Annotated in this window: 25 protein-coding genes; 5 read left to right on the forward strand and 20 right to left on the reverse strand. The window is 71.6% G+C overall.

Features of this window, described 5'->3' with window-relative positions; translation table 11 throughout:
• Positions 1 to 6 precede the first annotated feature (6 nt).
• From ACIRC0_RS30240 to ACIRC0_RS30285, 10 genes are all read right to left on the reverse strand, one after another.
• Complete coding sequence (locus ACIRC0_RS30240; protein ID WP_403622186.1) at positions 7 to 180, reverse strand: hypothetical protein; 174 nt, start codon at positions 178 to 180, stop codon at positions 7 to 9.
• Between the two features lie 190 nt (positions 181 to 370).
• On the reverse strand, positions 371 to 928 hold the full coding sequence (locus tag ACIRC0_RS30245; protein WP_403622189.1) for a hypothetical protein: 558 nt from the start codon (positions 926 to 928) through the stop codon (positions 371 to 373).
• Positions 929 to 991: 63 nt separating this feature from the next.
• On the reverse strand, positions 992 to 1567 hold the full coding sequence (locus ACIRC0_RS30250) for a GNAT family N-acetyltransferase (RefSeq protein ID WP_403622192.1): 576 nt from the start codon (positions 1565 to 1567) through the stop codon (positions 992 to 994).
• Positions 1545 to 3785: an MMPL family transporter gene (locus ACIRC0_RS30255; protein WP_403622194.1), complete on the reverse strand. Its 2241-nt coding sequence runs from the start codon at positions 3783 to 3785 to the stop codon at positions 1545 to 1547. Before ACIRC0_RS30255 ends, ACIRC0_RS30250 begins: the two co-directional genes overlap by 23 nt.
• Before the next feature lie 270 nt (positions 3786 to 4055).
• Positions 4056 to 5570 carry an Asp-tRNA(Asn)/Glu-tRNA(Gln) amidotransferase subunit GatB gene (gene gatB, locus ACIRC0_RS30260; protein WP_403622196.1) on the reverse strand — a complete coding sequence of 505 codons (1515 nt, stop codon included), beginning with the start codon at positions 5568 to 5570 and terminating at the stop codon, positions 4056 to 4058.
• Positions 5571 to 5585: 15 nt separating this feature from the next.
• Positions 5586 to 5828 (reverse strand): hypothetical protein, encoded by a 243-nt coding sequence (locus ACIRC0_RS30265; RefSeq protein ID WP_403622198.1) that lies wholly within the window; start codon positions 5826 to 5828, stop codon positions 5586 to 5588.
• Entirely contained in the window at positions 5825 to 7327 is a 1503-nt protein-coding gene (gene gatA / locus ACIRC0_RS30270; protein WP_403622200.1) for an Asp-tRNA(Asn)/Glu-tRNA(Gln) amidotransferase subunit GatA, read from the reverse strand. The genes ACIRC0_RS30265 and gatA overlap by 4 nt, the downstream gene beginning before the upstream one ends.
• Positions 7328 to 7333: 6 nt before the next feature.
• Positions 7334 to 7630: an Asp-tRNA(Asn)/Glu-tRNA(Gln) amidotransferase subunit GatC gene (gatC, locus tag ACIRC0_RS30275; protein ID WP_004925108.1), complete on the reverse strand. Its 297-nt coding sequence runs from the start codon at positions 7628 to 7630 to the stop codon at positions 7334 to 7336.
• Positions 7631 to 7755: 125 nt separating this feature from the next.
• Complete coding sequence (locus tag ACIRC0_RS30280) at positions 7756 to 8250, reverse strand: cupin domain-containing protein (RefSeq protein ID WP_403622203.1); 495 nt, start codon at positions 8248 to 8250, stop codon at positions 7756 to 7758.
• Positions 8251 to 8278: 28 nt separating this feature from the next.
• The gene (locus tag ACIRC0_RS30285; protein WP_403622206.1) at positions 8279 to 8653 is read right to left on the reverse strand and encodes a DUF4267 domain-containing protein; all 375 of its coding nucleotides are present in this window, start codon (positions 8651 to 8653) and stop codon (positions 8279 to 8281) included.
• Between the two features lie 97 nt (positions 8654 to 8750).
• Between ACIRC0_RS30285 and ACIRC0_RS30290 the strand changes: the two genes are divergently transcribed.
• Positions 8751 to 9335: a TetR/AcrR family transcriptional regulator gene (locus ACIRC0_RS30290; protein ID WP_403622209.1), complete on the forward strand. Its 585-nt coding sequence runs from the start codon at positions 8751 to 8753 to the stop codon at positions 9333 to 9335.
• Positions 9336 to 9352: 17 nt separating this feature from the next.
• Here ACIRC0_RS30290 and ACIRC0_RS30295 read toward each other — a convergent pair whose 3' ends face one another.
• The 5 genes from ACIRC0_RS30295 to ACIRC0_RS30315 all read right to left on the reverse strand — a co-directional run bounded on the left by ACIRC0_RS30295 (position 9353) and on the right by ACIRC0_RS30315 (position 16414).
• Positions 9353 to 11686, reverse strand: coding sequence for a putative bifunctional diguanylate cyclase/phosphodiesterase (locus ACIRC0_RS30295; protein ID WP_403622212.1), 2334 nt, complete (start codon positions 11684 to 11686; stop codon positions 9353 to 9355).
• Between the two features lie 225 nt (positions 11687 to 11911).
• Complete coding sequence (gene ligA / locus ACIRC0_RS30300; protein WP_403622215.1) at positions 11912 to 14107, reverse strand: NAD-dependent DNA ligase LigA; 2196 nt, start codon at positions 14105 to 14107, stop codon at positions 11912 to 11914.
• A 15-nt stretch (positions 14108 to 14122) separates the two neighbouring features.
• On the reverse strand, positions 14123 to 15130 hold the full coding sequence (locus ACIRC0_RS30305) for a methionine synthase (protein ID WP_403622218.1): 1008 nt from the start codon (positions 15128 to 15130) through the stop codon (positions 14123 to 14125).
• 30 nt (positions 15131 to 15160) lie between these two features.
• Entirely contained in the window at positions 15161 to 15859 is a 699-nt protein-coding gene (locus ACIRC0_RS30310; RefSeq protein ID WP_403622221.1) for an SDR family oxidoreductase, read from the reverse strand.
• A gap of 15 nt (positions 15860 to 15874) precedes the next feature.
• Positions 15875 to 16414, reverse strand: a complete 540-nt coding sequence (locus ACIRC0_RS30315; protein WP_403622224.1) for a TIGR00730 family Rossman fold protein — start codon at positions 16412 to 16414, stop codon at positions 15875 to 15877.
• Between the two features lie 51 nt (positions 16415 to 16465).
• On the opposite strand from ACIRC0_RS30315, the gene ACIRC0_RS30320 reads away from it, so the two are divergent.
• Both ACIRC0_RS30320 and ACIRC0_RS30325 read left to right on the forward strand, forming a co-directional pair.
• Positions 16466 to 16789: a DUF427 domain-containing protein gene (locus tag ACIRC0_RS30320; protein WP_366024893.1), complete on the forward strand. Its 324-nt coding sequence runs from the start codon at positions 16466 to 16468 to the stop codon at positions 16787 to 16789.
• Between the two features lie 36 nt (positions 16790 to 16825).
• Positions 16826 to 17608, forward strand: coding sequence for an alpha/beta fold hydrolase (locus ACIRC0_RS30325; RefSeq protein ID WP_403622227.1), 783 nt, complete (start codon positions 16826 to 16828; stop codon positions 17606 to 17608).
• A 30-nt stretch (positions 17609 to 17638) separates the two neighbouring features.
• On the opposite strand, the gene mnmA is transcribed toward ACIRC0_RS30325, so the two are convergent.
• On the reverse strand, positions 17639 to 18763 hold the full coding sequence (gene mnmA / locus ACIRC0_RS30330; protein ID WP_366024891.1) for a tRNA 2-thiouridine(34) synthase MnmA: 1125 nt from the start codon (positions 18761 to 18763) through the stop codon (positions 17639 to 17641).
• A gap of 84 nt (positions 18764 to 18847) precedes the next feature.
• Here mnmA and ACIRC0_RS30335 point away from each other — a divergent pair, with 84 nt between their 5' ends.
• Entirely contained in the window at positions 18848 to 19504 is a 657-nt protein-coding gene (locus ACIRC0_RS30335; protein ID WP_403622231.1) for an N-acetylmuramoyl-L-alanine amidase, read from the forward strand.
• 46 nt (positions 19505 to 19550) lie between these two features.
• On the opposite strand, the gene ACIRC0_RS30340 is transcribed toward ACIRC0_RS30335, so the two are convergent.
• The 3 genes from ACIRC0_RS30340 to ACIRC0_RS30350 form a co-directional block, all read right to left on the reverse strand.
• Positions 19551 to 20714 (reverse strand): cysteine desulfurase family protein, encoded by a 1164-nt coding sequence (locus tag ACIRC0_RS30340; protein WP_403622234.1) that lies wholly within the window; start codon positions 20712 to 20714, stop codon positions 19551 to 19553.
• 87 nt (positions 20715 to 20801) lie between these two features.
• Positions 20802 to 21110 (reverse strand): DUF4190 domain-containing protein, encoded by a 309-nt coding sequence (locus ACIRC0_RS30345; protein ID WP_403622237.1) that lies wholly within the window; start codon positions 21108 to 21110, stop codon positions 20802 to 20804.
• A 39-nt stretch (positions 21111 to 21149) separates the two neighbouring features.
• Positions 21150 to 21317: a hypothetical protein gene (locus ACIRC0_RS30350; protein WP_103838011.1), complete on the reverse strand. Its 168-nt coding sequence runs from the start codon at positions 21315 to 21317 to the stop codon at positions 21150 to 21152.
• 134 nt (positions 21318 to 21451) lie between these two features.
• Here ACIRC0_RS30350 and ACIRC0_RS30355 point away from each other — a divergent pair, with 134 nt between their 5' ends.
• Complete coding sequence (locus ACIRC0_RS30355) at positions 21452 to 22078, forward strand: TetR family transcriptional regulator (RefSeq protein ID WP_403622240.1); 627 nt, start codon at positions 21452 to 21454, stop codon at positions 22076 to 22078.
• 11 nt (positions 22079 to 22089) lie between these two features.
• Here the strand turns inward: ACIRC0_RS30355 and ACIRC0_RS30360 are convergent, their stop codons facing one another.
• Positions 22090 to 22458, reverse strand: a complete 369-nt coding sequence (locus ACIRC0_RS30360; protein WP_403622243.1) for a hypothetical protein — start codon at positions 22456 to 22458, stop codon at positions 22090 to 22092.
• Positions 22459 to 22535 lie beyond the last annotated feature (77 nt).

Below are 22535 nucleotides of genomic sequence, written 5' to 3' on the forward strand. Positions count from 1 at the left end.
GCGTGTTCACGCCGCGCGGGTGAAGAGGCTTCGGCCCCGGCGGGCACTATGGGACCGGGCCTGGCGGGCCGCGTCGTCGGCGGACCGGCGGCGGCGCTGGGCCGTGCGGGCGAGGCGGTAGTCGTCGGCCTCGCGGATCAGCTCGGCGGAACGGATCTTGTGCAGCTCGTACGCGAACATGTGCGTCCCCCTAGGAAGGTGTGGTGCGCATCGCTTCTGCGCTGCCTCAACCTTCGTTTTTAAGCGGGGTCCGTGACATCGGGAAAGTTCCGCATCTTCCGGCTCGGTAGGGGCCTTAGATACGAAGAGGGGGTCTTAGGGCCCCGGCGGAAGTGCCGGAGACGCCCCAAGACCCCTCATACCGCGTTCCTCAGCTGGCGGACGGCAGCCCGAGCAGGATGTCCGTGTACTTCAGCACGGCCAGGAACAGGCCGATCACACCCAGCACGACGCCGCCCCACGCGACCGACTTGATCCACGCGGCCTGCGGCTTCCCGGGCGTCCCGAACGCCGGCCGGGCCAGCACGACGACGCCCACGATCAGCGCGGCCAGCGCGAACAGGCCGCCCCAGAGCGCGGTGGCGTGCCAGGCGTCGCCGTAGACCGCCTTGATCTGCTTGGCGACGCTCGCCTGGGACGAGGTCCGCAGCTGGCCGATCAGCTGCTGGCGCGCTCCGGCCACGGTGCCGAGCCAGCTGCCGCTGAGCGAGACGAAGCCGAGCGCGGCCGAAACGACCGCCCCGGCGCCCTGGCCGATGCCGGAGGGGCCCTGCGCCGCGGCCTCCTCGGTGGCCTCCGTGGCCTCGGCCTCCCTCGCCTCGGTGGCCTCAGTCACCTCGTCGGCCTTGGTGACCTCCGCTTTCTCCTCGTCGTTCGTCGCCTCGACGCCGCTTGCGGCCTTGGCCTCGTCCACTGTCTTGGTTCCCATGCCTCGCACCGTACGGACGCTGTCTGAGAGGTCTCTTAATGATCGGCTCTTGGTGATCGTCTCTTAGTGATCGTCACGGTCGTCACGCGCGCGTGCCGCACTCCACTCGGGGGCGAGCACCGACCAGACCTCGATGTCCTGACGCACACCCCGGTGCGGGTACGCCTCGCGGAGTACCCCCTCCCGGGTCATGCCGAGCCGTCGCGCCACGTTGATGCTCGGTTCGTTGGCGGACGACGCGTACCACTCCACACGGTGCATGCCGCGCTCGTCAAACGCCCAGTCGATGAGCACCCGCGCCCCACGGGTGACAAGGCCCCGCCCGGCCGCCGCGGGCTCCAGCCAGCAGCCGAGCTCGCAGTTGCCGGCGGCGGCGTCGAAGACGCGGAAGAGCAGTCCGCCGACCAGCTTGCCGTCCAGCCACAGCCCGTGCAGGAAGCCGCTGTCGGCAGCGCGCTTGTCGGCGTAGCCCTTGAGGATCTCGCGGGCGCAGTCCACGTCGGTGGCGTTCTCCCCGAACCGGATGTGCTGGGTGATGAACTCGCGCCCGCGGTCGAGGTGCGCGAGGAACTCCTCGGCGTGCCAAGGCTCCAGGGGCCGCAGCTCGGCTCCGTCGTCACCCAGGGACATCGCGTACATCCTGTTCCCGCTCCTTCAGCAGTACGTCGACCAGGGCGTCCTCCTCAGGACGCCGCCCAGGGATCGTCGCACGGCACTCGGGCGGTTCGATGCTGATGCGCGGCAGCCGGCGCTCGAGCCAGGAGGGCAGCCACCAGTTGGCGGCGCCGAGGAGGTGCATCAGGGCGGGGACGAGGAGGGTGCGCAGGACGAAGGCGTCCAGGGCGACGGCGGAGGCGAGGGCGATGCCGAACATGGCGATCACGCGGTCGCCGCCGAGCACGAAGGACAGGAAGACGGAGATCATGATGACGGCGGCCGAGTTGATCACCCGGCTGGTCTCGGCGAGGCCGATGCGCACGGCCCGGCGGTTGTCGCCGGTCTCCAGCCACTCCTCGTACATGCGGCTGACCAGGAACACCTGGTAGTCCATGGACAGCCCGAAGAGCACCGAGACCATGATCACGGGAAGGAAGGGCTCGATCGGGCCGGCGCTGCCGAGGCCCAGCAGCTCGCTCCCCCACCCCCACTGGAAGATCGCGACGACCACGCCGAAGGCGGCGGCGACGGCGGCGAGGTTCATCGCGGCGGCCTTCAGCGGGATGCCGAGGGACCGGAAGGCCAGCAGGAGCAGCACGCAGCCCAGGCCGATCACCACGCTCACGAACAGCGGCAGCTTGCCGACGATCACGCTTGCGAAGTCGTCGTAGCCGGCCGTCACCCCGCCCACGTACAGGTCGAGGGCGGTGCCCTTCTCGGCGCGCGGCAGCACGTCGGAGCGCAGCCGCTTCACCAGGTCGCTGGTCTGCTGGGACTGCGGGGCGGAGTCGGGTACGACGGTGAGGTACGCCGTGGTGCCGCTGCCGTTGTACGTCACCGGCGTCACGGCGGCGACGCCCTTGGTCGCGGCGAGCGTGGAGTCGAGGTTGTCGAGGGCGAGCCTGTCCTCGGCGCCGCCGACCTTGCCGACCAGGGTGAGCGGGCCGTTGACGCCGGGGCCGAAGCCCTCGGCGAGGAGGTCGTACGCCTGCCGGGTGGTCGACGACTTCGGGTCGTTGCCCTGGTCGGAGGTGCCCAGGTGGAGAGAGAGCGTGGGCAGCGCGAGCAGCGCCATGACGGCCAGGGCGACGGCGCCGAGCTTCTTGGGGTGGCGCTCGACGAACGCGGACCAGCGGGCCGCGAGCCCGGTCGGCATCTCGGGTTCGGGCCCGTGCTCGTAGAGCCTGCGCCGCTCGCGCCTGCTCAGGGCGCGCGGGCCGATGAAGGACAGCAGGGCGGGCAGCAGGGTCACGGAGGTCGCGACGGTGAGCAGCACGGTCAGGCAGGCGGCGACCGCGACGCCGTTGAGGAAGCCGAGCCGGAGGATCAGCATGCCGAGCAGCGCGATGCACACGGTGGCGCCCGCGAAGACGACGGCCCGGCCTGTGGTGGCGACGGCGTTCACGGCGGCCTCGGCCACCGGGACGCCGCGCTTGAGGCTGCGGCGGTGCCTGGTCACGATGAACAGCGCGTAGTCGATGCCGACGCCGAGCCCGATCAGCAGGCCGAGCATGGGCGCGAAGTCGGCGACGGTCATCGTGTGCCCGAGCAGGTCGATGCCGAAGTAGGCGGTGCCCACACCGATCAGCGCGGTCGCGATGGGCAGCAGGGAGGCGGCGAGGGAGCCGAAGGCGAGGAAGAGGACCACGGCGGCGACGGCCACCCCGATGGCCTCGGCGAGGTGCCCGCCCTGCGCCTCGGTGAGCGAGACGGCGCTGCCGCCGAGCTCCACCTGGAGCCCGCGGGTCTCGGCGGCCTTGGCGGCGCTGACGACGGCCTGGGCCTCGCCCTTCTTGATGTCCTGGGCCTCGTGGGCGAAGGTGACCGTCGCGTACGCGGTGTGACCGTCGCGGCTGATCGCATCGCCGCGGTCGCCCTCGTAAGGGTTGGTGACGGAGGCGACGCCGGGCAGGTCCGCGATGCGGTCCAGGGTGCGGGTCATCGCCTGCTGGACGTCGGTGTCGCGCACGCCGGCGTCGGCGGTGTGCCAGACGACGGTGTCGCTGTCGCCGCTGAGGTGCGGGAAGCTCTTCTGGATCAGCCGGTAGGCGCGGTCGGACTCGGTGCCGGGGGCGCCGTAGTTGTTCGAGTACGCGGAGCCCGTGACGGCTGCCGCGGAGGTGACGCCGGCGAAGGCGACCAGCCACAGCAGGACGGTGACGAGGCGGTGGCGGACACACCAACGTGCGAGGGCTGCCACGGACGTGCTCCCTGGGGTATTTCGTGGATCTTTGCCCGGGGACAGCCGCTAAGAGAACGGAACAGCCCGCAAAGAACACATGAGCAATCCACAACACTTTCGCAGCCGGAAAAGATCGTTTGTCACTTTCGTGGCGTTACTCACGGGAATGGGACCCAAGTCACAGGACAATCCCAGCAACTCTGTCGCCACATAAGGTTTTTGTAAGCGAACGAGGGGCAGTACACCAGATTCGGTGTACTGCCCCTCGGGAGCGTTCCGCGCTGTCTCTCAGCCCTCGCTGACGCCGAGCTTCTGAAGGATCAGCTCCTTGACGCGGGCCGCGTCGGCCTGGCCGCGGGTGGCCTTCATGACAGCGCCGACCAGGGCGCCGGCCGCGGCCACCTTGCCGCCGCGGATCTTGTCAGCGACGGCCGGGTTGCCGGCGATGGCCTCGTCGACGGCGGCGGTCAGCGCGCCCTCGTCGGAGACGACCTTCAGACCGCGCTTCTCGACGACCTCGTCCGGGGTGCCCTCACCCGCGAGGACGCCCTCGATGACCTGGCGGGCCAGCTTGTCGTTCAGGTCGCCCGACTCCACCAGCTTGGTCACACGCGCGACCTGCTCAGGGGTGATCGGCAGTTCGTCCAGGGCCTTGCCCGACTCGTTCGCGCTGCGAGCCAGTTCGCCCATCCACCACTTGCGCGCGGCGGCCGCGTCGGCGCCCGCGTCGATGGTGGCGACGATCAGGTCCAGGGCACCGGCGTTGAGGATCGCCTGCATGTCGGTGCCGGAGACGCCCCACTCCTCGCGCAGCCGGTTGCGGCGCACCAGCGGCAGCTCGGGCAGCGAGCTGCGCAGCTCCTCGACCCACTCGCGCGAGGGCGCGACCGGCACCAGATCCGGCTCGGGGAAGTACCGGTAGTCCTCGGCCTCCTCCTTGGTCCGGCCCGAGGTGGTCGTGCCGGTGTCCTCGTGGAAGTGGCGGGTCTCCTGGATCACCGTGCCGCCGCTGCCGAGCACGGCGGCGTGGCGCTGGATCTCGTAGCGGCAGGCGCGCTCGACGGAGCGCAGCGAGTTGACGTTCTTGGTCTCGCTGCGGGTGCCGAACTTCTCCGAGCCCTTGGGCATCAGCGAGAGGTTCACATCGCAGCGCATCTGGCCCATCTCCATCCGGGCCTCGGAGACGCCGAGCGCCCGGATGAGCTCGCGCAGCTCACGGACGTACGCCTTCGCCACCTCGGGCGCGCGCTCGCCGGCTCCGACGATCGGCTTGGTGACGATCTCGATCAGCGGGATGCCGGCGCGGTTGTAGTCCAGCAGCGAGTGCTGGGCGCCGTGGATGCGGCCGGTGGCGCCGCCGACGTGCGTCGACTTGCCGGTGTCCTCCTCCATGTGGGCGCGCTCGATCTCCACGCGGAAGGTGGTGCCGTCCTCCAGCTGCACGTCGAGGTAGCCGTTGAAGGCGATCGGCTCGTCGTACTGGGAGGTCTGGAAGTTCTTCGGCATGTCCGGATAGAAGTAGTTCTTCCGGGCGAAGCGGCACCACTCGGCGATCTCGCAGTTCAGAGCGAGACCGATCCTGATCGCGGACTCCACGCCGGTCGCGTTGACGACCGGGAGGGAGCCGGGCAGGCCGAGACAGGTGGGGCAGGTCTGGGCGTTCGGCGCGGCGCCGAGGGCCGTGGAACAGCCGCAGAACATCTTGGTGGCGGTGCCGAGTTCGACATGGACCTCGAGGCCCATGACGGGGTCGTACGACGCCAGCGCGTCCTCGTACGACACCAGGTCGGTCATGGTGGTCACGGTGAAACTTCCCTCTCAGCCCAGCAGGACGTCGTCGTCGCCCAGGCGCTTCAGGTCCCGCACGAGCAGGGCGAGGCCGGTGACGATGGCGGCGGCGGACACGGCGGCGTCGATCAGGCGCAGCGTGTCGTTTTCGAGGCGGGCCTTCTTGACCTGCTTCGCGACGCTGATCGCGCCGAACGCGGTGGTGGCGATGGACAGGTACGTACCGGACTTGGACTTCTTGAAGCCCTTGGCCTTCGACAGTGCCTTGCTCACAGCGACGGAGCCTCCTCGAGAAGCGGGTGCCCCCACTTTTGCACGAAGGCGGCCTCGACGGCGGCGCCGACCTTGTAGAGGCGGTCGTCCTTCATCGCCGGGGCGATGATCTGCAGGCCGACGGGGAGGTTGTCCTCGGGCGCCAGACCGCAGGGCAGCGACATGGCGGCGTTGCCGGCCAGGTTGACCGGGATGGTGCACAGGTCCGCCAGGTACATCGCCATCGGGTCGTCGGCGCGCTCGCCGATCGGGAAGGCGGTGGTGGGGGTCGTGGGCGACACGATCACGTCCACCTTCTCGAACGACTTCTCGAAGTCGCGGGTGATGAGCGTGCGGACCTTCTGGGCGGAGCCGTAGTACGCGTCGTAGTAGCCGCTGGAGAGGGCGTAGGTGCCGAGCATGATGCGGCGCTTGACCTCCGGGCCGAAGCCCTCCGCACGGGTCAGCGAGGTGACCTCCTCGGCGGAGTGCGTGCCGTCGTCACCGCTGCGCAGGCCGTAGCGCAGGCCGTCGAAGCGGGCGAGGTTGCTGGAGCACTCGCTCGGGGCGATCAGGTAGTACGCGGCCAGCGCCAGGTCGAAGGACGGGCAGTCCAGCTCGACGATCTCCGCGCCCAGCTCCTTCAGGAGCGCGACGGACTCGTCGAAGCGCTGCAGGACGCCGGCCTGGTAGCCCTCGCCGCGGAACTGCTTGACGACACCGACGCGCATCCCCTCGACGGAGCCGCTTCGCGCGGCCTCGACGACCGGCGGGACCGGGGCGTCGATGGAGGTGGAGTCCAGCGGGTCGTGGCCTGCGATGACCTCGTGCAGCAGGGCCGCGTCCAGGACCGTACGGGCACAGGGGCCGCCCTGGTCGAGGGAGCTGGAGAAGGCGACCATGCCGTAGCGGGAGACACCGCCGTAGGTCGGCTTGACGCCGACCGTGCCGGTGACGGCCGCGGGCTGGCGGATGGAGCCGCCGGTGTCGGTGCCGATGGCCAGGGGCGCCTGGAAGGAGGCGAGCGCGGCGCTCGACCCACCGCCGGAACCGCCGGGGATACGGGTGAGGTCCCACGGGTTGCCGGTCGGCCCGTACGCGCTGTTCTCCGTCGACGACCCCATGGCGAACTCGTCCATGTTGGTCTTGCCGAGGATGACGACGTCCGCTTCCTTCAGCTTCTTGGTGAGGGTGGCGTCGTACGGCGGGATCCAGCCCTCGAGGATCTTGGAGCCGACGGTGGTCGGGATGCCCTCGGTGGTGAAGATGTCCTTCAGCGCGAGGGGCACACCGGCGAGCGGGCCGAGCTTCTCGCCGCGCTCCCGCTTCTCGTCGACGGCACGGGCCTGGGCGAGCGCGCCCTCACGGTCGACGTGCAGGAAGGCGTGCACCTTCTCGTCGACGGCCTCGATCCGGGCGAGGTGGGCCTCGGTGACCTCGACGGCGGTCAGCTCGCCGGAGGCGATCTTCGCGGCCGTCTCGGCGGCGGTGAGCCGGATGATGCTGTTCTTGTCCGTCATGGCGGGCTACTCCTCCCCCAGGATCTGCGGCACCTTGAAACGCTGCTGCTCCTGGGCCGGGGCGCCGGACAGCGCCTGCTCGGGGGTGAGCGACGGACGGACCTCGTCCGGGCGCATGACGTTCGTCAGCGGCAGCGGGTGAGAGGTCGGCGGTACGTCTTGGTCGGCGACCTCGCTGACGCGGGCGACCGCGCCGATGATGTCGTCGAGCTGGCCTGCGAAGTGGTCGAGCTCTTCGGGCTTCAGCTCCAGACGCGCCAGCCGGGCGAGGTGGGCGACCTCCTCGCGCGTGATGCCAGGCATGCAGCGATCCTCTGGGGTGAGTGTGTGTGCTTTGGCCCAATCCTATGGGGCGGGGACCCGTCGCCGTGAAACGGTTTGCCGGGCCCGCCCCCTCAGGCTCGGCGCCAGGGGAGGGCGCCCGCCCCTCAGCCTCGGCGCCCTTCCCAGGCGTGGCTGCGCAGGAAGTGGTTGTCGTACAGGTCCTGCACCTCCAGCAGGCTCTCCGGGGTGGCCTCGCCGAGGGCGATGCGCTGGAGGTGACGGAAGTACTCGAAGCGCTCGACGCCCGGGGTGATGACGATGAGCAGGTCGGCGTCCGCACCGGGTACGGCGGCGAAGGCGTGCGGCTTGCCGGGCGGGACGACGACGAGGTCGCCGGGTCCGGCGGTCACGATGTCCTCCCCGGAGAGGATGTCGGCGGCGCCGTCGAGCAGGAAGAACATCTCCGCGGAGTTGTCGTGCCAGTGCGGCTTGGCGCCGTCGGCGCCGCCTTTGAGGGTGACGCGCTGGGTGGACAGGGCGCCCCCGGTCGCGCTGCTGTCGGCGAGCAGACGGATGGTGGCGGGCGCGCGACCGACGACTTCGGCCTCGGCCTCGCGAACGATCACGGACTCTTCGAACTTCGGCACGAACAGCGACATGTGTGACCCCCTGGTGTCGGTATCGGCGTTATCGGACGGCGAAGAGCAGGCCGGCACTGATCAGTACAACGACGGCGGTGGCGAAGTGGATCCCGAAGGCCACGGCCTTCGCGCCGCCGTGACGCAGGACTATCAGCGTGTCGACGAGCGGGATCAGTGCCACGCAGACCATGAACCAGGCCTCGGCCCGAGCACCGGCGAAGGCAAGCACCGCGAGGCCCGCCAGCCCGAAGGTGCCGTCCCTGAGGCCCTTGACCGACAGGTAGGCACCGGCTTCGCCACGGGGGTCGGCGGGGACGCCGTAGCCCGCCGCGGCGGAGGCGGGCTGGAACCAGAAGCGGTAGCCGAGGAACACGCAGAACAGGTCGAGCAGGGCGGCCAGGGTGTACGCGGTGACGGTCATGTCTCTTCTCCCCCATCGAGGTGAGCTAGCGGCGCTAGCAACGTGAGCGACACTAGCAGAGCGTCGACAGATTGGCTAGCACTGCTAGACTTCGAGCATGACGATCCAGACGCGTCGGGAGCGCGAACGAGCGGAACGCGAGCGGCTGATCGTGACGGCCGCGCGGGAACTGGCGGAGGCCGAGGGCTGGGACGCCGTCACGACCCGGCGGCTCGCGGCGGAGATCGAGTACAGCCAGCCGGTGCTGTACAGCCACTTCAAGGGCAAGGACGCCATCATGGCGGCGGTCGCGGTGCAGGGCTGCGCGGACCTGGCGGCCGAGATGCGCGCGGCGCGTACGGCGGCCGAGGGCACGCGCGGGGCGCTGGCAGCGGTGGGGAAGGCGTACACGGACTTCGCGCGGCGGCGCCCCGCGCTCTACGACGCCGTGTTCACCCACACCGTGGACCTGCCGTTCGCGACACCGGAGGCGCCCGCGGCCCTGCAGGAGGCGTTCGGCGAACTGCTCCGGGCCGTGGAACCCGTCGCGCACGAGGGCGACGACCCGGGCCTGCTCGCGGAGACCTACTGGGCCGGGCTGCACGGCCTGGTCACGCTGATGTGCAGCGGACGCCTGCCGGCCGAGGCCCATGAGCGCCGGCTCGCCCTGTTGATCGGGCACTTCGCGGCGGGGACGGACTGATCAGGGCGGCTGTCGGGTCAGCCGAGCCGCCCGGGGTCGTCCGCGGTGGCCGCGGGCAGCGCGGCCCTGGGGCGTTGCCACCCCCGCACTCCTCGGGCCCGCAGCCACGCCGTCGTCTCCTCCGCCGGCATCGCCGCGGCGACCAGCCACCCCTGCACCGCGTCGCAGCCCAGGTCCCGCAGCCGCTCCCATGTCTCGTCGTCCTCGACGCCCTCCGCGACGACGAGCAGGCCCAGCGAATGCGCGAGGTCCACCGTGCAGCGCACGATCTCGGCGTCCTCCGCGTCCACCGCGAGCCGCGCCACGAACGACCGGTCGATCTTCAGCTCGCTCACCGGCAGCCGCCGCAGATGCACGAGCGACGAGTAGCCCGTACCGAAGTCGTCCAGCGACATCTTCACGCCGTGCCCCGCCAGCCCCGCCAGTGTGTCGGCGGCCCGCTGGGGGTCCTCCAGGAGCACGTGTTCCGTGATCTCCAGCTGGAGCGCTCCCGCCGGGACCCCGTGCCGCGCCAGCCGCGCCGCGACCGACCCGGCGAACCCCGGCGTGTGGACATCGCGCGGCGAGACGTTCACCGCGACCGGCACCGTGAGCCCCTGCGCCCGCCACCGCGCCACCTGCTCGAGCGCCGTCTCCAGCACGTACTCCGTCAGGTGCGGCATCAGCCCGGACGACTCCGCGATCGCGATGAACTCGTCCGGCGGCACCTTCCCGCGCTCGGGATGCACCCACCGCACGAGCGCCTCGAGCCCGGCGACCTGCCCGTCGAAGCGCACCTTCGGCTGGTAGTGCAACTGCACCTCGTGCGCGTCCAGCGCGCGCCGCAGATCCCCCAGCAGCCCGAGCCGGTCGGGAGTGTTCGAGTCCCGCTTGGACTCGTACACCTCCACCCCGGTGCGGTCCCGCTTCGCCTGGTACATCGCCACGTCCGCCCGCCGCAGCAGCCCCTCGGCGTCCAGCGCGTGGTCGGGGAAGACGGCGACCCCGGCACTGGCCTCCAGCACGAGCGTGAGGCCGTCCAGATCGAGCGGCGAGCCGAGCGCGGCGACCAGGTTGCGGGCCGCCCTCGACGCGGACGTCGTGGAGTCCGCGACCGGCAGTAAGACCGCGAACTCGTCGCCCCCGAGCCGCGCGGCCTCGGCCCCGCGCGGCAGCGCCAGCCGCAGCCGCTCGGCTATCTGCAGCAGCAGCCGGTCGCCCGCGAGATGGCCGAGCGTGTCGTTCACGGACCGGAAGCGGTCGAGGTCGATCAGCATCAGGGCGGCCCGAGCCCCGATCCGCTCGGCGTCGTCGAGGGCCGTCCAGGTGCGCTCCAGCAGCCACTGCCGGTTCGGCAGCCCGGTCAGCCCGTCGCGCAGCTGCTCCTCGGCGCGGGCGCGGGCTATCCACAGGGTGGAGTCCAGGGCGATGAGCGGGATGGAGAACAGCGGCAGCAGCACCGGCACCGCGACGGCGACGACGCAGACCAGCGGCGCGATGCCGAGCAGCGCCACGGCGACGAGTCCGTGCCGGACCAGGGCGGTGCGGGCGACGGTGGGCAGGCCGCCGGTGCGCGGCGCGTGCAGGTACCACAGCAGCAGCCGGGTAACGGCGAGGTACGCGGTGGCGACGAGGACGACCTGGGGGGCGGCGTAGAGGGTCCAGGTGTGCGGGTCCCAGGGCGTCTCGACGCTCGGGACGCTCCCGAAGGCGGCCAGTACGAGGGCTCCGGCGCCGATGCCGAGGAGGTCGACCGCGCCGTGCAGTATGCCCTGCCGCCAGCGGCCCAGCCGGGCTGTGCCGACCAGGACGACGACGGTGAGGCTGACCATCCCGGCGGGCACCCAGCCGTACAGCAGCAGGACGGCGAGGGTGAGGGCGGCGCCCGAGCCGGTGCCGCCCCACCAGCGGGAGCGGCCGAGCATGACCAGGTGGCCGACGATGATGCCGGTGAGCACGGCCAGGGACCAGCCGACGGCGCCGGACGGGAACAGCGCGTGGTGTTCGCCGAACGCCCGGTAGAAGCCGGCGCCGAGGACGAACCCGGCGGCCGCGACGACCACCGCGGGCAGCGCGGGCCACGACACGTGCCGCTCCCCGTCCTGGCCGGGCAGCCCGGAGGAACTCCCGTCGGCGAGCGCGCCGGTACCGGGCGGCAGGGCCGGCAGCGAGGTCGTGCCCGGGGTGCTCCCCGCCGGGACTCCGGCGCCGGGGCCGGGGTGCGCCCCCGGCAGGGCCCGTGGCACGGCACACGGGCCGCCTGTACCCGCGTGCCCGGACGGCCGCACGATCCGGCGGCCCGCCCGCCACGCGCCGGACACCCGGCGCAGGAGCAGCCGTGAGTCCGGGGCGGCGCTCTCGCTCGGTTCCATTCCCGTCCCTCTCACAGCCGGTGCCCTCGCCACGCGGCCCGATTGCCCGACGAACCGTCAACGGCACCGCGACTGAAAACCCACCACGCGTCCGGGCACGGCAGGCGCACAGCTCAACAGTAGGCCGCAGAAGGCTTTCACGGGCAGCGGTCGTCGACGGTTGCCCGAATGCGACCCGGCCACCCGTATGCATCTGGTATGCGCCGAACGGGTGACCTTCAACCGCTACTCCCCGGTCGGAAGCGCGACTTCCGCGGCTGCTTCAGGCCCTCGTTCCAACAGGACGGCGAAACCGTCCTCGTCCAGCACGGGGACCTTCAGCTGCATGGCCTTGTCGTACTTCGAGCCGGGATTCTCGCCCACCACGACGAAGGACGTCTTCTTGGAGACAGACCCGGTCACTTTCGCGCCACGGCTCTGCAACGCCTCCTTCGCGCCGTCCCGTGTGTACTGCCCGAGCGTTCCGGTGACGACCACCGTGAGCCCCTCCAGCGGACGCGGCCCCTCGTCCTCGCCGGAGCCCTCCTCCTCCATACGGACGCCCGCGGCCTTCCACTTGCGGATGATGTCGCGGTGCCAGTCCTCGGCGAACCACTGCTTGAGGGAGGCGGCGATGATGGGCCCGACCCCGTCGGTGGCCGCCAGCTCCTCTTCGCTCGCCTGGTCGATCCGTTCGATCGACCGGAACTCGCGGGCCAGCGCCTCGGCCGCCACCGGGCCGACGTGACGGATCGACAGGCCGGTGAGGATGCGGGCGAGCGGACGCTCCTTGGCGGCCGAGATGTTCTCCAGCATCGCGAGCGCGTTCTTCTTCGGCTCGCCCTGCTGGTTGGCGAACACCGTGACGATCTTCTCCTCGCCGGTCTTCGGGTCGCGCTTGGGCAGGCCGCTGTCCTGGTCGAGGACGTACGCCTTGATGGGCAGCAGCTGTTCGACGGTGAGGTCGAACAGGTCGCCCTCGTCCTTCAGCGGCGGCTCGGCGGGCTCCAGGGGCTGGGTGAGGGCGGCGGCGGCGACGTATCCGAAGTGCTCGATGTCCAGCGCCTTGCGGCCCGCCAGATAGAAAAGACGCTCGCGCAACTGAGCAGGACAGGAACGCGCGTTCGGGCAGCGCAGATCGACGTCGCCCTCCTTCATGGGCCGCAGCGGTGTGCCGCACTCGGGGCACTCGGACGGCATCACGAACTCCCGCTCGGTGCCGTCGCGCAGGTCGACGACCGGGCCGAGGATCTCCGGGATGACGTCACCGGCCTTGCGCAGCACCACCGTGTCGCCGATGAGCACACCCTTGGCCTTGACCACGTCCTGGTTGTGCAGGGTGGCGAACTCGACCTCCGAGCCGGCCACCGTGACCGGCTCGACCTGGGCGTACGGCGTGACCCGGCCGGTACGGCCCACGCCCACGCGGATGTTGATGAGCTTGGTGTTGACCTCCTCCGGCGCGTACTTGTACGCGATCGCCCAGCGCGGGGCGCGGGAGGTGGAGCCGAGGCGGCCCTGGAGCGGGATCTCGTCGAGCTTGACGACGACTCCGTCGATCTCGTGCTCCACGGAGTGGCGGTTCTCCCCGAAGTAGGCGATGAACTGCCGTACGCCGTCGAGGTCGTCGACCACCTTGTTGTGCCGGGCGGTGGGCAGGCCCCAGGACTTCAGCAGGTCGTACGCCTCGGAGAGGCGGGTGAGGCCGTCCTTGAAGCCCTTCAGGGCGCCGATGCCGTGGACCACCATGTGCAGCGGGCGGGTGGCCGTGATGCGCGGGTCCTTCTGGCGCAGGGAACCGGCCGCCGCGTTGCGCGGGTTGGCGAAGGGCTTGTCGCCGCCCGCCACCAGCCGGGCGTTGAGTTCCTCGAACTTCTCCATCGGGAAGTAGACCTCGCCGCGGATCTCCACGAGGTCGGGGACGTGGTCGCCCTTGAGGCGGTCCGGGATCTCCGCGATCGTACGGACGTTCGGAGTGATGTCCTCGCCGGTGCGGCCGTCGCCGCGGGTCGCCGCGCGCGTGAGGCGGCCGTGCTCATAGGTGAGGTTGACCGCGAGGCCGTCGACCTTCAGCTCGCACAGGAAGTGGTACGCGGAGGTGCCGACCTCCTTGGCGACGCGGTCGGCCCAGGCGGCGAGCTCCTCGTCGTCGAACGCGTTGTCCAGCGAGAGCATGCGTTCGCGGTGCTGGACGGCCGTGAACTCCGTCTCGTACGCCCCCGCGACCTTCTGGGTGGGCGAGTCGGGCGTGCGCAGCTCCGGGTACTGCTCCTCGAGCGCTTCGAGGGAGCGCAGGAGCCGGTCGAACTCCGCGTCGCTGATGACGGGAGCGTCCTTCACGTAGTACCGGAAGCGGTGCTCCTCGATCTGCTCGGCGAGCTGCGCGTGCTGCTCCCGGGCCTCGACGGGCACCGTCGTCTCCGCTTGCTTGTCGCCGGCCACCGTGTTGTCCTCCCGTTACTCTGGGTTGTCCGCGAGGGATCTCGCCGCCCGGACGCAGTGGGCGAGCGCCTTGCGCGCGTAGTCCGGGGAGGCGCCCGCGAGCCCGCACGTCGGCGTGACCGTGACCGCGTCCGCGAGAAGCCCCGGATTCAGCCCCAGCCTGCGCCACAGCGTCCTGACACCCATGACGCTACCGGCAGGGTCTGACAATGGGCCGTCCGTGGACGGCACGACCCCGGCGAACAGCCGCGTACCTCCTTCCACGGCTTCCCCGATCGCCTCGTCGTCACGCTCGGTGAGCAGGGAGAAGTCGAAGGAGACGGCGGCGGCACCGGCCCTGCGCAGGAGGGCGAACGGAACGTCCGGGGCGCAGGAGTGCACCACGACCGGGCCGTCCGCGTGCACGCCGACCACGTCGCGCAGCGTGGCCTCGACGATCTGCCGGTCGACGGCGCGGTGGGTGCGGTAGCCGCTCGCGGTCTTCACCCGGCCGCGCAGGACGGCGGTGAGGGACGGCTCGTCGAGCTGGAGGACGAGCCGGGCGCCGGGGACGCGCCTGTTCACCTCCTCGAGGTGGAGCCGCAGGCCCTCGGCGAGCGAGCCGGCGAGGTCGCGGCAGGCGCCCGGGTCGGAGAGGGCGGCCTCGCCGCTCTTCAGCTCCAGCGCGGCGGCGAGCGTCCACGGGCCCACCGCCTGCACCTTCAGCGGCCCCTCGTAGTCCTGGGTGAACTCCTCGAGCGCGTCGAGGTCCTCGCCGAGCCAGGAGCGGGCCCGCCGGGTGTCCCGGCCCGGCCGGTCCCCGAACCGCCAGCCGCTCGGCTCCACGCGCGCGTACAGGTCGACGAGCATCCCGGCGGTCCGCCCGATCATGTCCGCGCCGGGCCCCCGCGCGGGCAGCTCGGCCAGAAACGGAAAGTCCTCGAAGCTCCCGGTGACGGTCTTGGCCGCCTCCCGGGCGTCCCCACCGGGCATGGACCCTACGCCGGTGGCGGCGCCGAACGTGAACTGGCTGTTCTCACTCACCCCGGCAGCCTATGCAATGGGCCGGTACGGTCACCGCCCCGGCCGCACCGTCACGTCGTTGACCTCCGCGTCCCTCGGCAGGTCCAGGCACATCAGGACCGTCGTCGCCACCGACTCGGGATCGATCCACCGGGACGGGTCGTACTGCTTGCCCTCCTGCTGGTGGACCTTGGCCTGCATCGGACTCGCCGTGCGGCCGGGGTAGACCGAGGTGACCCGGACGCCGTGCGCGTGCTCCTCCTCGCGCAGGGAGTCCGCGAGGGCCTTCAGGCCGTGCTTGGAGGCGGCGTACGCCGACCACTCCGCGTGGGCGTTCAGGCCGGCCCCGGAGTTCACGAACACGACGTGGCCGCGTGCGGCGCGCAGCTGCGGCAGGAAGAGGCGGGTCAGCTCGGCGGGTGCGATCAGGTTGACGTTCAGCTGGTGGTGCCAGGACTTCGGGGTCAGCTCGCCCACCCGGCCCAGGTCGACCACGCCCGCGATGTGCAGCAGGGAGTCCACCCGGTCGGGCGGACTCTGGTGCGAGAGGGCCCAGGACAGCCTGTCGGGCTCCGCGAGGTCGCCCACCAGCGTCCGCGCCCCGGGGTACTCCGAAGCCAGCTCCTTCGCCCGCCCCGCGTCGCGCGCGTGCAGCACGAGGTCGTCCCCGCGCGCGTGCAGACGGCGGGCGACGGCCGCGCCGATGCCGGAGCCGGCACCGGTGATCACATGAGTAGCCATGCCCGCCATGCTCGCACCACCGCGTCACTGGATCCCCAGCGACTCCTCCAGGTACGCCAGCGCCCCCACCGGCTCCTCGGCGAAGAACACCAGGTCCGCGAGGGGCCTGGGCAGGAAGCCCTCGTCCTCCATGCGCCGGAACTGCTCCTTCAGACCGTCGTAGAAGCCCGCGGTGTTGAGCAGGACCACCGGCTTGTCGGTGTGCCCGTGCTTCTTCAGCTCCAGGATCTCGGTCGCCTCGTCCAGAGTCCCCGTGCCACCCACCATGATCACGACCGCGTCGGCCTTCTCCAGGAGCAGCTTCTTGCGTTCGGCGAGGTCCCTGGCGACCACCATCTCGTCGACGCCCGTCCTCGCCCTGTCCGAGAGGAACTCGACGGAGACGCCCACCAGCCGCCCGCCGGCCTCGTGCACCCCGTCCGCGACCACCTTCATCAGCCCGACGTCCGAGCCGCCCCACACCAGGGTGTGCCCGCCCTTGCCGAGCAGTTCGGCGAACTCGCGGGCGGGGCGCGTGTAGGTCTCGGAGAGGTCGGCGGCGGAGAGGAAGACGCAGATGTTCATGCCGACCACCGTACGCGGGAAGAACCGGGTCCCCGCGAGCGCTTTTCCGGTATGGCCGAAGGACACACGATCACCATCGAGCAGGGCGACCGGCACGTGCGCGTGGTGCACGGCGGACAGATCCTGGCGGACAGCGACCGCCCCCTGGTGCTGCGCGAGACCGGCTGTCCCGTGCGGTACTACATCCCCGTCGAGGACGTCCGGATGGACCTCCTGACCCCCTCGGACACCCACACGGTCTGCCCCTTCAAGGGGACGGCGTCGTACTGGTCCCTGCCGGACGCGCCGGACCTCGTCTGGGCGTATCCGGACCCCAAGCCGGACGTCGCCCGGATCAAGGACCACCTCTGCTTCTACGAAGTCGAGGTGTCCTGACCGATTAGCGGCGTGGTCTGCGGCAGTCTCACACTCATGGACAAGCAGACCATCTCGCGCGACGGCACCCCCATCGCCTACGAACGCACCGGTAAGGGCCCGGCGGTCGTCCTCGTGAGCGGCGCGATGTCCACGGGCGCCACGGTGGCGCCCCTGGCCGCGCGCCTCTCGGACCGCTTCAGCGTCATCGTGTACGACCGCCGGGGCCGCGGCGCGAGCGGCGACACGGCGCCGTACGCCGTGGACCGCGAGGTCGAGGACCTGGCGGCGCTCATCGAGGCCGCCGGCGGCGAGGCGTCGCTGTACGGCGTCTCGTCGGGCGGCGCGCTCGTGCTGAGGGCGGCTGCGAGCGGGCTTCCGGTCCGTCAGGTCGCCGTGTACGAGGTGCCCTTCGCCGACTACGGGGAGGGCGGCGCCGAGGAGCGCGCGGAGTACACCCGGAATCTGACCGAGGCGCTCGCGGCGGGACGGCGCGGGGACGCGGTGGAGCTGTTCCTGAGGCTCACCGGCCTGGCCGAAGCGGTGATCGCGACCGCCCGCCAGTCCCCCATGTGGGCGGACATGGAGGCGATCGCACACACGCTCGCCTACGACGACGCCGTGATGGGCGACGGGCTGGTGCCGCGGGATCGGCTGGCCTCGATCACGGCCCCGGTTCTGGCCGTCGCGGGCGACGCGAGCCCTCCGTGGCTGCGCAGGGCGGCCGAGGCGATCGCCCAGGCGACGCCCCGGGGCACGCACCGCACGCTGGAGGGCCAGACCCACATGGTGGATCCCGAGGTGCTGGCACCGGTGCTGGCGGAGTTCTTCGACCGGTAGCCCCGGGCTCCGGTGGGCCGGTGCCGCGGGCTACGCGACCGCGGTGGTCGCCCGCGTCGTGGACGCGATCGTCGCCGAGCCCACCACGCGCGTGCCGTCGTACAGGACGATGGCCTGGCCGGGGGCCACACCCCGGACCGGCTCGGTGAAGCGGACCCTCAGTTCGCCGTCGACCAGTTCGGCGGTCACCTCGGTCTCGCCGCCGTGGGCGCGGAGCTGGGCCGTGTAGGTGCCGGGGCCGGCCGGGGCCGTTCCGCACCAGCGGGGCTTGACGGCGGTGAGGGCGGAGACGTCCAGGGCGGACGCCGGGCCGACGGTGACCGTGTTCGTCACCGGGGAGATGTCCAGGACGTAGCGCGGCTTGCCGTCCGGGGCCGGGGTGCCGATCCTGAGGCCCTTGCGCTGGCCGATCGTGAAGCCGTACGCGCCGTCGTGCGTGCCCACCCTGGCGCCGGACTCGTCGACGATGTCGCCCTCGGCCTTGCCGAGCCGGCGGGCGAGGAAGCCCTGGGTGTCGCCGTCGGCGATGAAGCAGATGTCGTGCGAGTCGGGCTTCTTGGCGACCGCGAGGCCACGTCGCTCGGCCTCCGCGCGGATCTCGTCCTTGGTGGTGACCGTGTCGCCGAGCGGGAACAGTGCGTGCGCGAGCTGCTTCTCGTCGAGCACGCCGAGGACGTACGACTGGTCCTTCGCCATGTCGGAGGCGCGGTGCAGCTCGCGGGAGCCGTCGGGCAGCGTCACGATCTTCGCGTAGTGGCCGGTGCAGACCGCGTCGAAGCCCAGCGCGAGCGCCTTGTCGAGCAGCGCCGCGAACTTGATCTTCTCGTTGCAGCGCAGGCACGGGTTCGGGGTGCGTCCGGCCTCGTACTCGGCGACGAAGTCCTCGACCACGTCCTCGCGGAACCTGTCGGCGAGGTCCCAGACGTAGAACGGGATGCCGATGACGTCCGCGGCGCGGCGGGCGTCGCGCGAGTCCTCGATGGTGCAACAGCCGCGCGCACCCGTGCGGAAGGACTGCGGGTTCGCGGACAGCGCGAGGTGGACGCCGGTCACGTCGTGGCCCGCCTCGGCGGCGCGGGCGGCGGCGACGGCGGAGTCGACCCCGCCGGACATGGCGGCGAGGACGCGGAGGGGGCGCTGCGGGGTGTCAGTCATAGCCCTTCAAGGGTACGGGGCCGCGGGAACCGCTGTCGGCGAGTATCCGTTGACGATCACAGCGGGGATCACAGGGGGGATCACATGAAGGACAGGGACGGCGACCGGCGGCTCGGGCGGCGCGCGCTGATCCTCGGCGGCACGGCGGCCGCCCTGGGCACGGCCGTGCTGGCGCGGCAGGAGCTGGCGCATCTGTGGTGGCGGCTGCCCGGCGTCGAGAAGCCTCGGGTGGAGGGCGCGGTCGACTTCCCCGGTGCGCGGTGGCTGGCCGCGTCGCCGGCGAACCTGCGGCGCGCGGACCGGCCGGACGACTACGGCATAGACCGTGTGGTCGTCCATGTCACCCAGGGCGGCTACAGCAGCGCGGTGAAGGTGTTCCAGGACCCTGGACACGGTGCGGCGGCGCACTACATCGTGCGCCGGGACGGCCGGGTCACGCAGATGATCCGCGAGCTGGACGTGGCGTTCCACGCGGGCAACCGGGAGTACAACGAGCGCAGCGTCGGCATCGAGCACGAGGGGTTCGTGGAGCGGGCGTCGTCCTTCACCGACGCGATGTACGCGGCGTCGGCGCGGCTCACGGCCGCGGTCTGCGGGCGGTACGGGATACCCGTCGACCGTGAGCACATCATCGGGCACGCCCAGGTGCCGGGGACGGACCACACGGATCCGGGGCCGCACTGGGACTGGGAGCGGTACATGGGGCTCGTACGGCGGGAGCGGGCGGCGCGGGCCCGGTAGGGCTCGAGGCCCGCTAGGGCGAAGGCCCGCTACGGCGAAGGCCCGGTCAGGTCAGCCCCGCCGTGCGCGCGCGCTCCACCGCGGGGCCGATGGCCTTCGCGACCGCCTCCACGTCGGCCTCCGTGGACGTGTGGCCCAGGGAGAAGCGCAGGGTGCCGCGGGCGAGGTCCGGGTCGGCGCCGGTGGCGAGCAGGACGTGGCTCGGCTGGGCCACCCCCGCCGTGCAGGCGGAGCCCGTGGAGCACTCGATGCCCTGGGCGTCCAGCAGCAGGAGCAGGGAGTCGCCCTCGCAGCCGGGGAACGTGAAGTGGGCGTTGGCCGGGAGCCGGTCCACCGGGTCGCCGCCCAGGATCGCGTCCGGGACCGCCTTGCGGACCTCTTCGATCAGGTCGTCGCGCAGGGCACCGATCTCGCGGGCGAACCACTCGCGCTGCTCGGCGGCGAGCCGTCCGGCGACCGCGAAGGAGGCGATGGCGGGCACGTCCAGGGTGCCGGAGCGCACATGGCGTTCCTGGCCGCCGCCGTGCAGTACCGGGACGGGGCTGTACTGGCGGCCGAGGACCAGCGCGCCGATGCCGTAGGGGCCGCCGATCTTGTGGCCGGAGACCGTCATCGCGGCGAGGCCCGAGGCCTCGAAGTCGACGGGGACCTGGCCGAAGGCCTGGACGGCGTCCGCGTGCAGGGGAATGCCGAACTCGCCTGCGGTCTCGGTCAGTTCCCTGACCGGCATGACGGTGCCGATCTCGTTGTTGGCCCACATCACCGTCACGAGGGCGACATCGTCGGGGTCGCGGGCGATGGCCTCGCGCAGGGCCTCGGGGTGGACGCGGCCGTAGGAGTCGACGGGCAGGTACTCGACGGTGGCGCCCTCGTGTTCGCCGAGCCAGTGGACGGCGTCCAGGACGGCGTGGTGTTCCACGGGGCTGGCGAGGACCCGGGTACGGGCCGGGTCGGCGGCGCGGCGGGCCCAGAACAGGCCCTTCACGGCGAGGTTGTCGGCCTCGGTACCGCCGGAGGTGAAGACCACCTCACTGGGGCGGGCGCCGAGGGCTTCTGCGAGGGTTTCGCGGGCCTCTTCGACGGTTCGCCTGGCGCGGCGGCCCGATGCGTGCAGCGAGGAGGCGTTGCCCGTGATGCCGAGGTGCGCGGTCAGGGCCTCTGCCGCCTCGGGGAGCATCGGGGTGGTCGCGGCGTGGTCGAGGTATGCCATGGTGACGCCAATTCTAGGCCCCACCCTTTTGGTGGCCGGTGTGGCCGGGCATCGCCGCAGCCGCACCCGGCGTCGTGGTGGCGGCGGTCAGAAGCTCCAGGACACCGTGTGGTCCATCTGCATGAACGTCACCAGGAGCACCAGGTCCGCCACGCCGAGGCCGAGGCCCAGCAGGGCGCGACCGCGGCGGGTCGTGCCGCGCCACAGGGCCACCGCGGCCAGGGCGATGGCGATCGGGCCCAGCACGAGGTTCAGGACCAGCAGGCCGAGCAGGCCGAGGATGAAGGACGCGACGGCCATGCCGTTCGCATCGCGCGCGCCGGTGCGGGCCGCCGGAGCGGCGGTCTCCTCGCCGCGCGCGGCGGTGTCCTTGGTTCGTACGGCGGTGAGTTGCATGACGGTCAGCTCCCGAGAGTCGAAGGACGTACGGCGGTCTTAGTGGGCCGACGTGTGCCGACGGCGCCCGTGCCGCTCGCGGACCGCGAAGACGACGAGCCATACGGCGATGACGGCCGCGGCGACGAGGGTGAAGGAGAGCGGGGCATGGGCCACGGTGCCCAGGACGGTGCCCAGCAGCAGGAGCGCGGCGACGAGGAACAGCATGGGACGAGATCCCCCTCCGGGATGCCTCTCGTGACATTTCGGTGAACGGTTGTGGTTACACTTGTTCACTGACTTCCCAGTCTAGCGCGTCCCATGGCTTTCCAATTACAGAGAACAGTTGTTAACTGCATGGCATGAGTCACACCCTCGGCATCCGGCAGGCCCAGAAGCAGAAGACCCGCCAGGCGCTGCTGGACGCGGCGCTCGGCCTGCTGGAGGAGCAGAGCCTGAGCAGCCTGGGGCTGCGCGAGGTCACCCGTGCGGTCGGCGTCGCGCCGACCGCCTTCTACCGGCATTTCCGGTCGATCGCGGATCTCGGCGTGGAGCTGGTCGAGGAGGCCCTCGGCAGCCTCCACCCGATGATCGAGTCGACGGTCTCCGCGACCGGCGACAGCGACGCACGCATCGAGCGTGCCGTCGGCCTGATCGCCCGTCATGTGGACGCGTACCCCGCACACGTACGGTTCATCGCCCGCGAACGGCACGGCGGCGTCCAGCCGGTGCGGGAGGCGATACGCCGGCAACTCGCCCGGTTCGCCGAGGAGGTGAAGGTCGCGCTGGCCGAACACCCTGAGTCCGCCGGGTGGAGCGAGGAGGACCTGCTGATGCTCGCCGGTCTGTACGTCGACCAGATGCTGGTGACCGCTTCCCAGTTCCTGGAGGCCATGGAGGGCGCCGCCGAGGACCGGGAGCGGGTGGCCCGGCTCGCCGTCCAGCGGATGCGGCTGATCAGCATCGGCCGCCACCACTGGAAGGAGTGACGGGCGGCAGGTCAGCCCTGGGCCTGCTGCCCCTGCCCGCCCGGCTGGCCGCCGGGGCCGCCGCAGCCGCCGCCCTGGCCGCCGCCGGGCCCGCTGCCCGAACCGCCGGACGGCATCCCCGAGGGCATCCCGGACGGCGCACCCGTCGGTTTCGAGCCCGCCTCGCCGCCCGCGGTGGCGCCGGAGGGGGCGCCCGACGGCCGGGCGGACGGGTTGCCGGAGGCGCCGCCGGACGGCATCACCGAGGGCGCCCGGCAACCGGTGTTCCGGCCGGAGCCGCCGTTGTCCGCCGATGACGAGCCGCCCGAGCCGCAGGCCGCCAGGACCAGGGGCGAGAGCGCCAGCAGGGCCACCGCGGGAAGGAGACGCGCACGCTTCATGAGAAACAACTACAAGGACGATGAGGGGAGTTTCGAGGCGGGCACTCAATCAACGCCGCTTGGGGCTTGACCCAGGG

This window comes from Streptomyces sp. NPDC093984 (genome assembly GCF_044764595.1).
Classification (GTDB): Bacteria; Actinomycetota; Actinomycetes; order Streptomycetales; family Streptomycetaceae; genus Streptomyces; species Streptomyces cynarae.

Coding starts and splice junctions, on each gene's coding strand:
- ACIRC0_RS30240 (WP_403622186.1), bottom strand. CDS start 180: ATGTTCGCGTACGAGCTGCACAAGATCCGTTCCGCCGAGCTGATCCGC.
- ACIRC0_RS30245 (WP_403622189.1), bottom strand. CDS start 928: ATGGGAACCAAGACAGTGGACGAGGCCAAGGCCGCAAGCGGCGTCGAG.
- ACIRC0_RS30250 (WP_403622192.1), bottom strand. CDS start 1,567: ATGTACGCGATGTCCCTGGGTGACGACGGAGCCGAGCTGCGGCCCCTG.
- gatA (WP_403622200.1), bottom strand. CDS start 7,327: ATGACGGACAAGAACAGCATCATCCGGCTCACCGCCGCCGAGACGGCC.
- gatC (WP_004925108.1), bottom strand. CDS start 7,630: ATGCCTGGCATCACGCGCGAGGAGGTCGCCCACCTCGCCCGGCTGGCG.
- ACIRC0_RS30280 (WP_403622203.1), bottom strand. CDS start 8,250: ATGTCGCTGTTCGTGCCGAAGTTCGAAGAGTCCGTGATCGTTCGCGAG.
- ACIRC0_RS30285 (WP_403622206.1), bottom strand. CDS start 8,653: ATGACCGTCACCGCGTACACCCTGGCCGCCCTGCTCGACCTGTTCTGC.
- ACIRC0_RS30290 (WP_403622209.1), top strand. CDS start 8,751: ATGACGATCCAGACGCGTCGGGAGCGCGAACGAGCGGAACGCGAGCGG.
- ACIRC0_RS30295 (WP_403622212.1), bottom strand. CDS start 11,686: ATGGAACCGAGCGAGAGCGCCGCCCCGGACTCACGGCTGCTCCTGCGC.
- ACIRC0_RS30310 (WP_403622221.1), bottom strand. CDS start 15,859: ATGGCGGGCATGGCTACTCATGTGATCACCGGTGCCGGCTCCGGCATC.
- ACIRC0_RS30315 (WP_403622224.1), bottom strand. CDS start 16,414: ATGAACATCTGCGTCTTCCTCTCCGCCGCCGACCTCTCCGAGACCTAC.
- ACIRC0_RS30320 (WP_366024893.1), top strand. CDS start 16,466: ATGGCCGAAGGACACACGATCACCATCGAGCAGGGCGACCGGCACGTG.
- ACIRC0_RS30325 (WP_403622227.1), top strand. CDS start 16,826: ATGGACAAGCAGACCATCTCGCGCGACGGCACCCCCATCGCCTACGAA.
- mnmA (WP_366024891.1), bottom strand. CDS start 18,763: ATGACTGACACCCCGCAGCGCCCCCTCCGCGTCCTCGCCGCCATGTCC.
- ACIRC0_RS30335 (WP_403622231.1), top strand. CDS start 18,848: ATGAAGGACAGGGACGGCGACCGGCGGCTCGGGCGGCGCGCGCTGATC.
- ACIRC0_RS30340 (WP_403622234.1), bottom strand. CDS start 20,714: ATGGCATACCTCGACCACGCCGCGACCACCCCGATGCTCCCCGAGGCG.
- ACIRC0_RS30345 (WP_403622237.1), bottom strand. CDS start 21,110: ATGCAACTCACCGCCGTACGAACCAAGGACACCGCCGCGCGCGGCGAG.
- ACIRC0_RS30350 (WP_103838011.1), bottom strand. CDS start 21,317: ATGCTGTTCCTCGTCGCCGCGCTCCTGCTGCTGGGCACCGTCCTGGGC.
- ACIRC0_RS30355 (WP_403622240.1), top strand. CDS start 21,452: ATGAGTCACACCCTCGGCATCCGGCAGGCCCAGAAGCAGAAGACCCGC.
- ACIRC0_RS30360 (WP_403622243.1), bottom strand. CDS start 22,458: ATGAAGCGTGCGCGTCTCCTTCCCGCGGTGGCCCTGCTGGCGCTCTCG.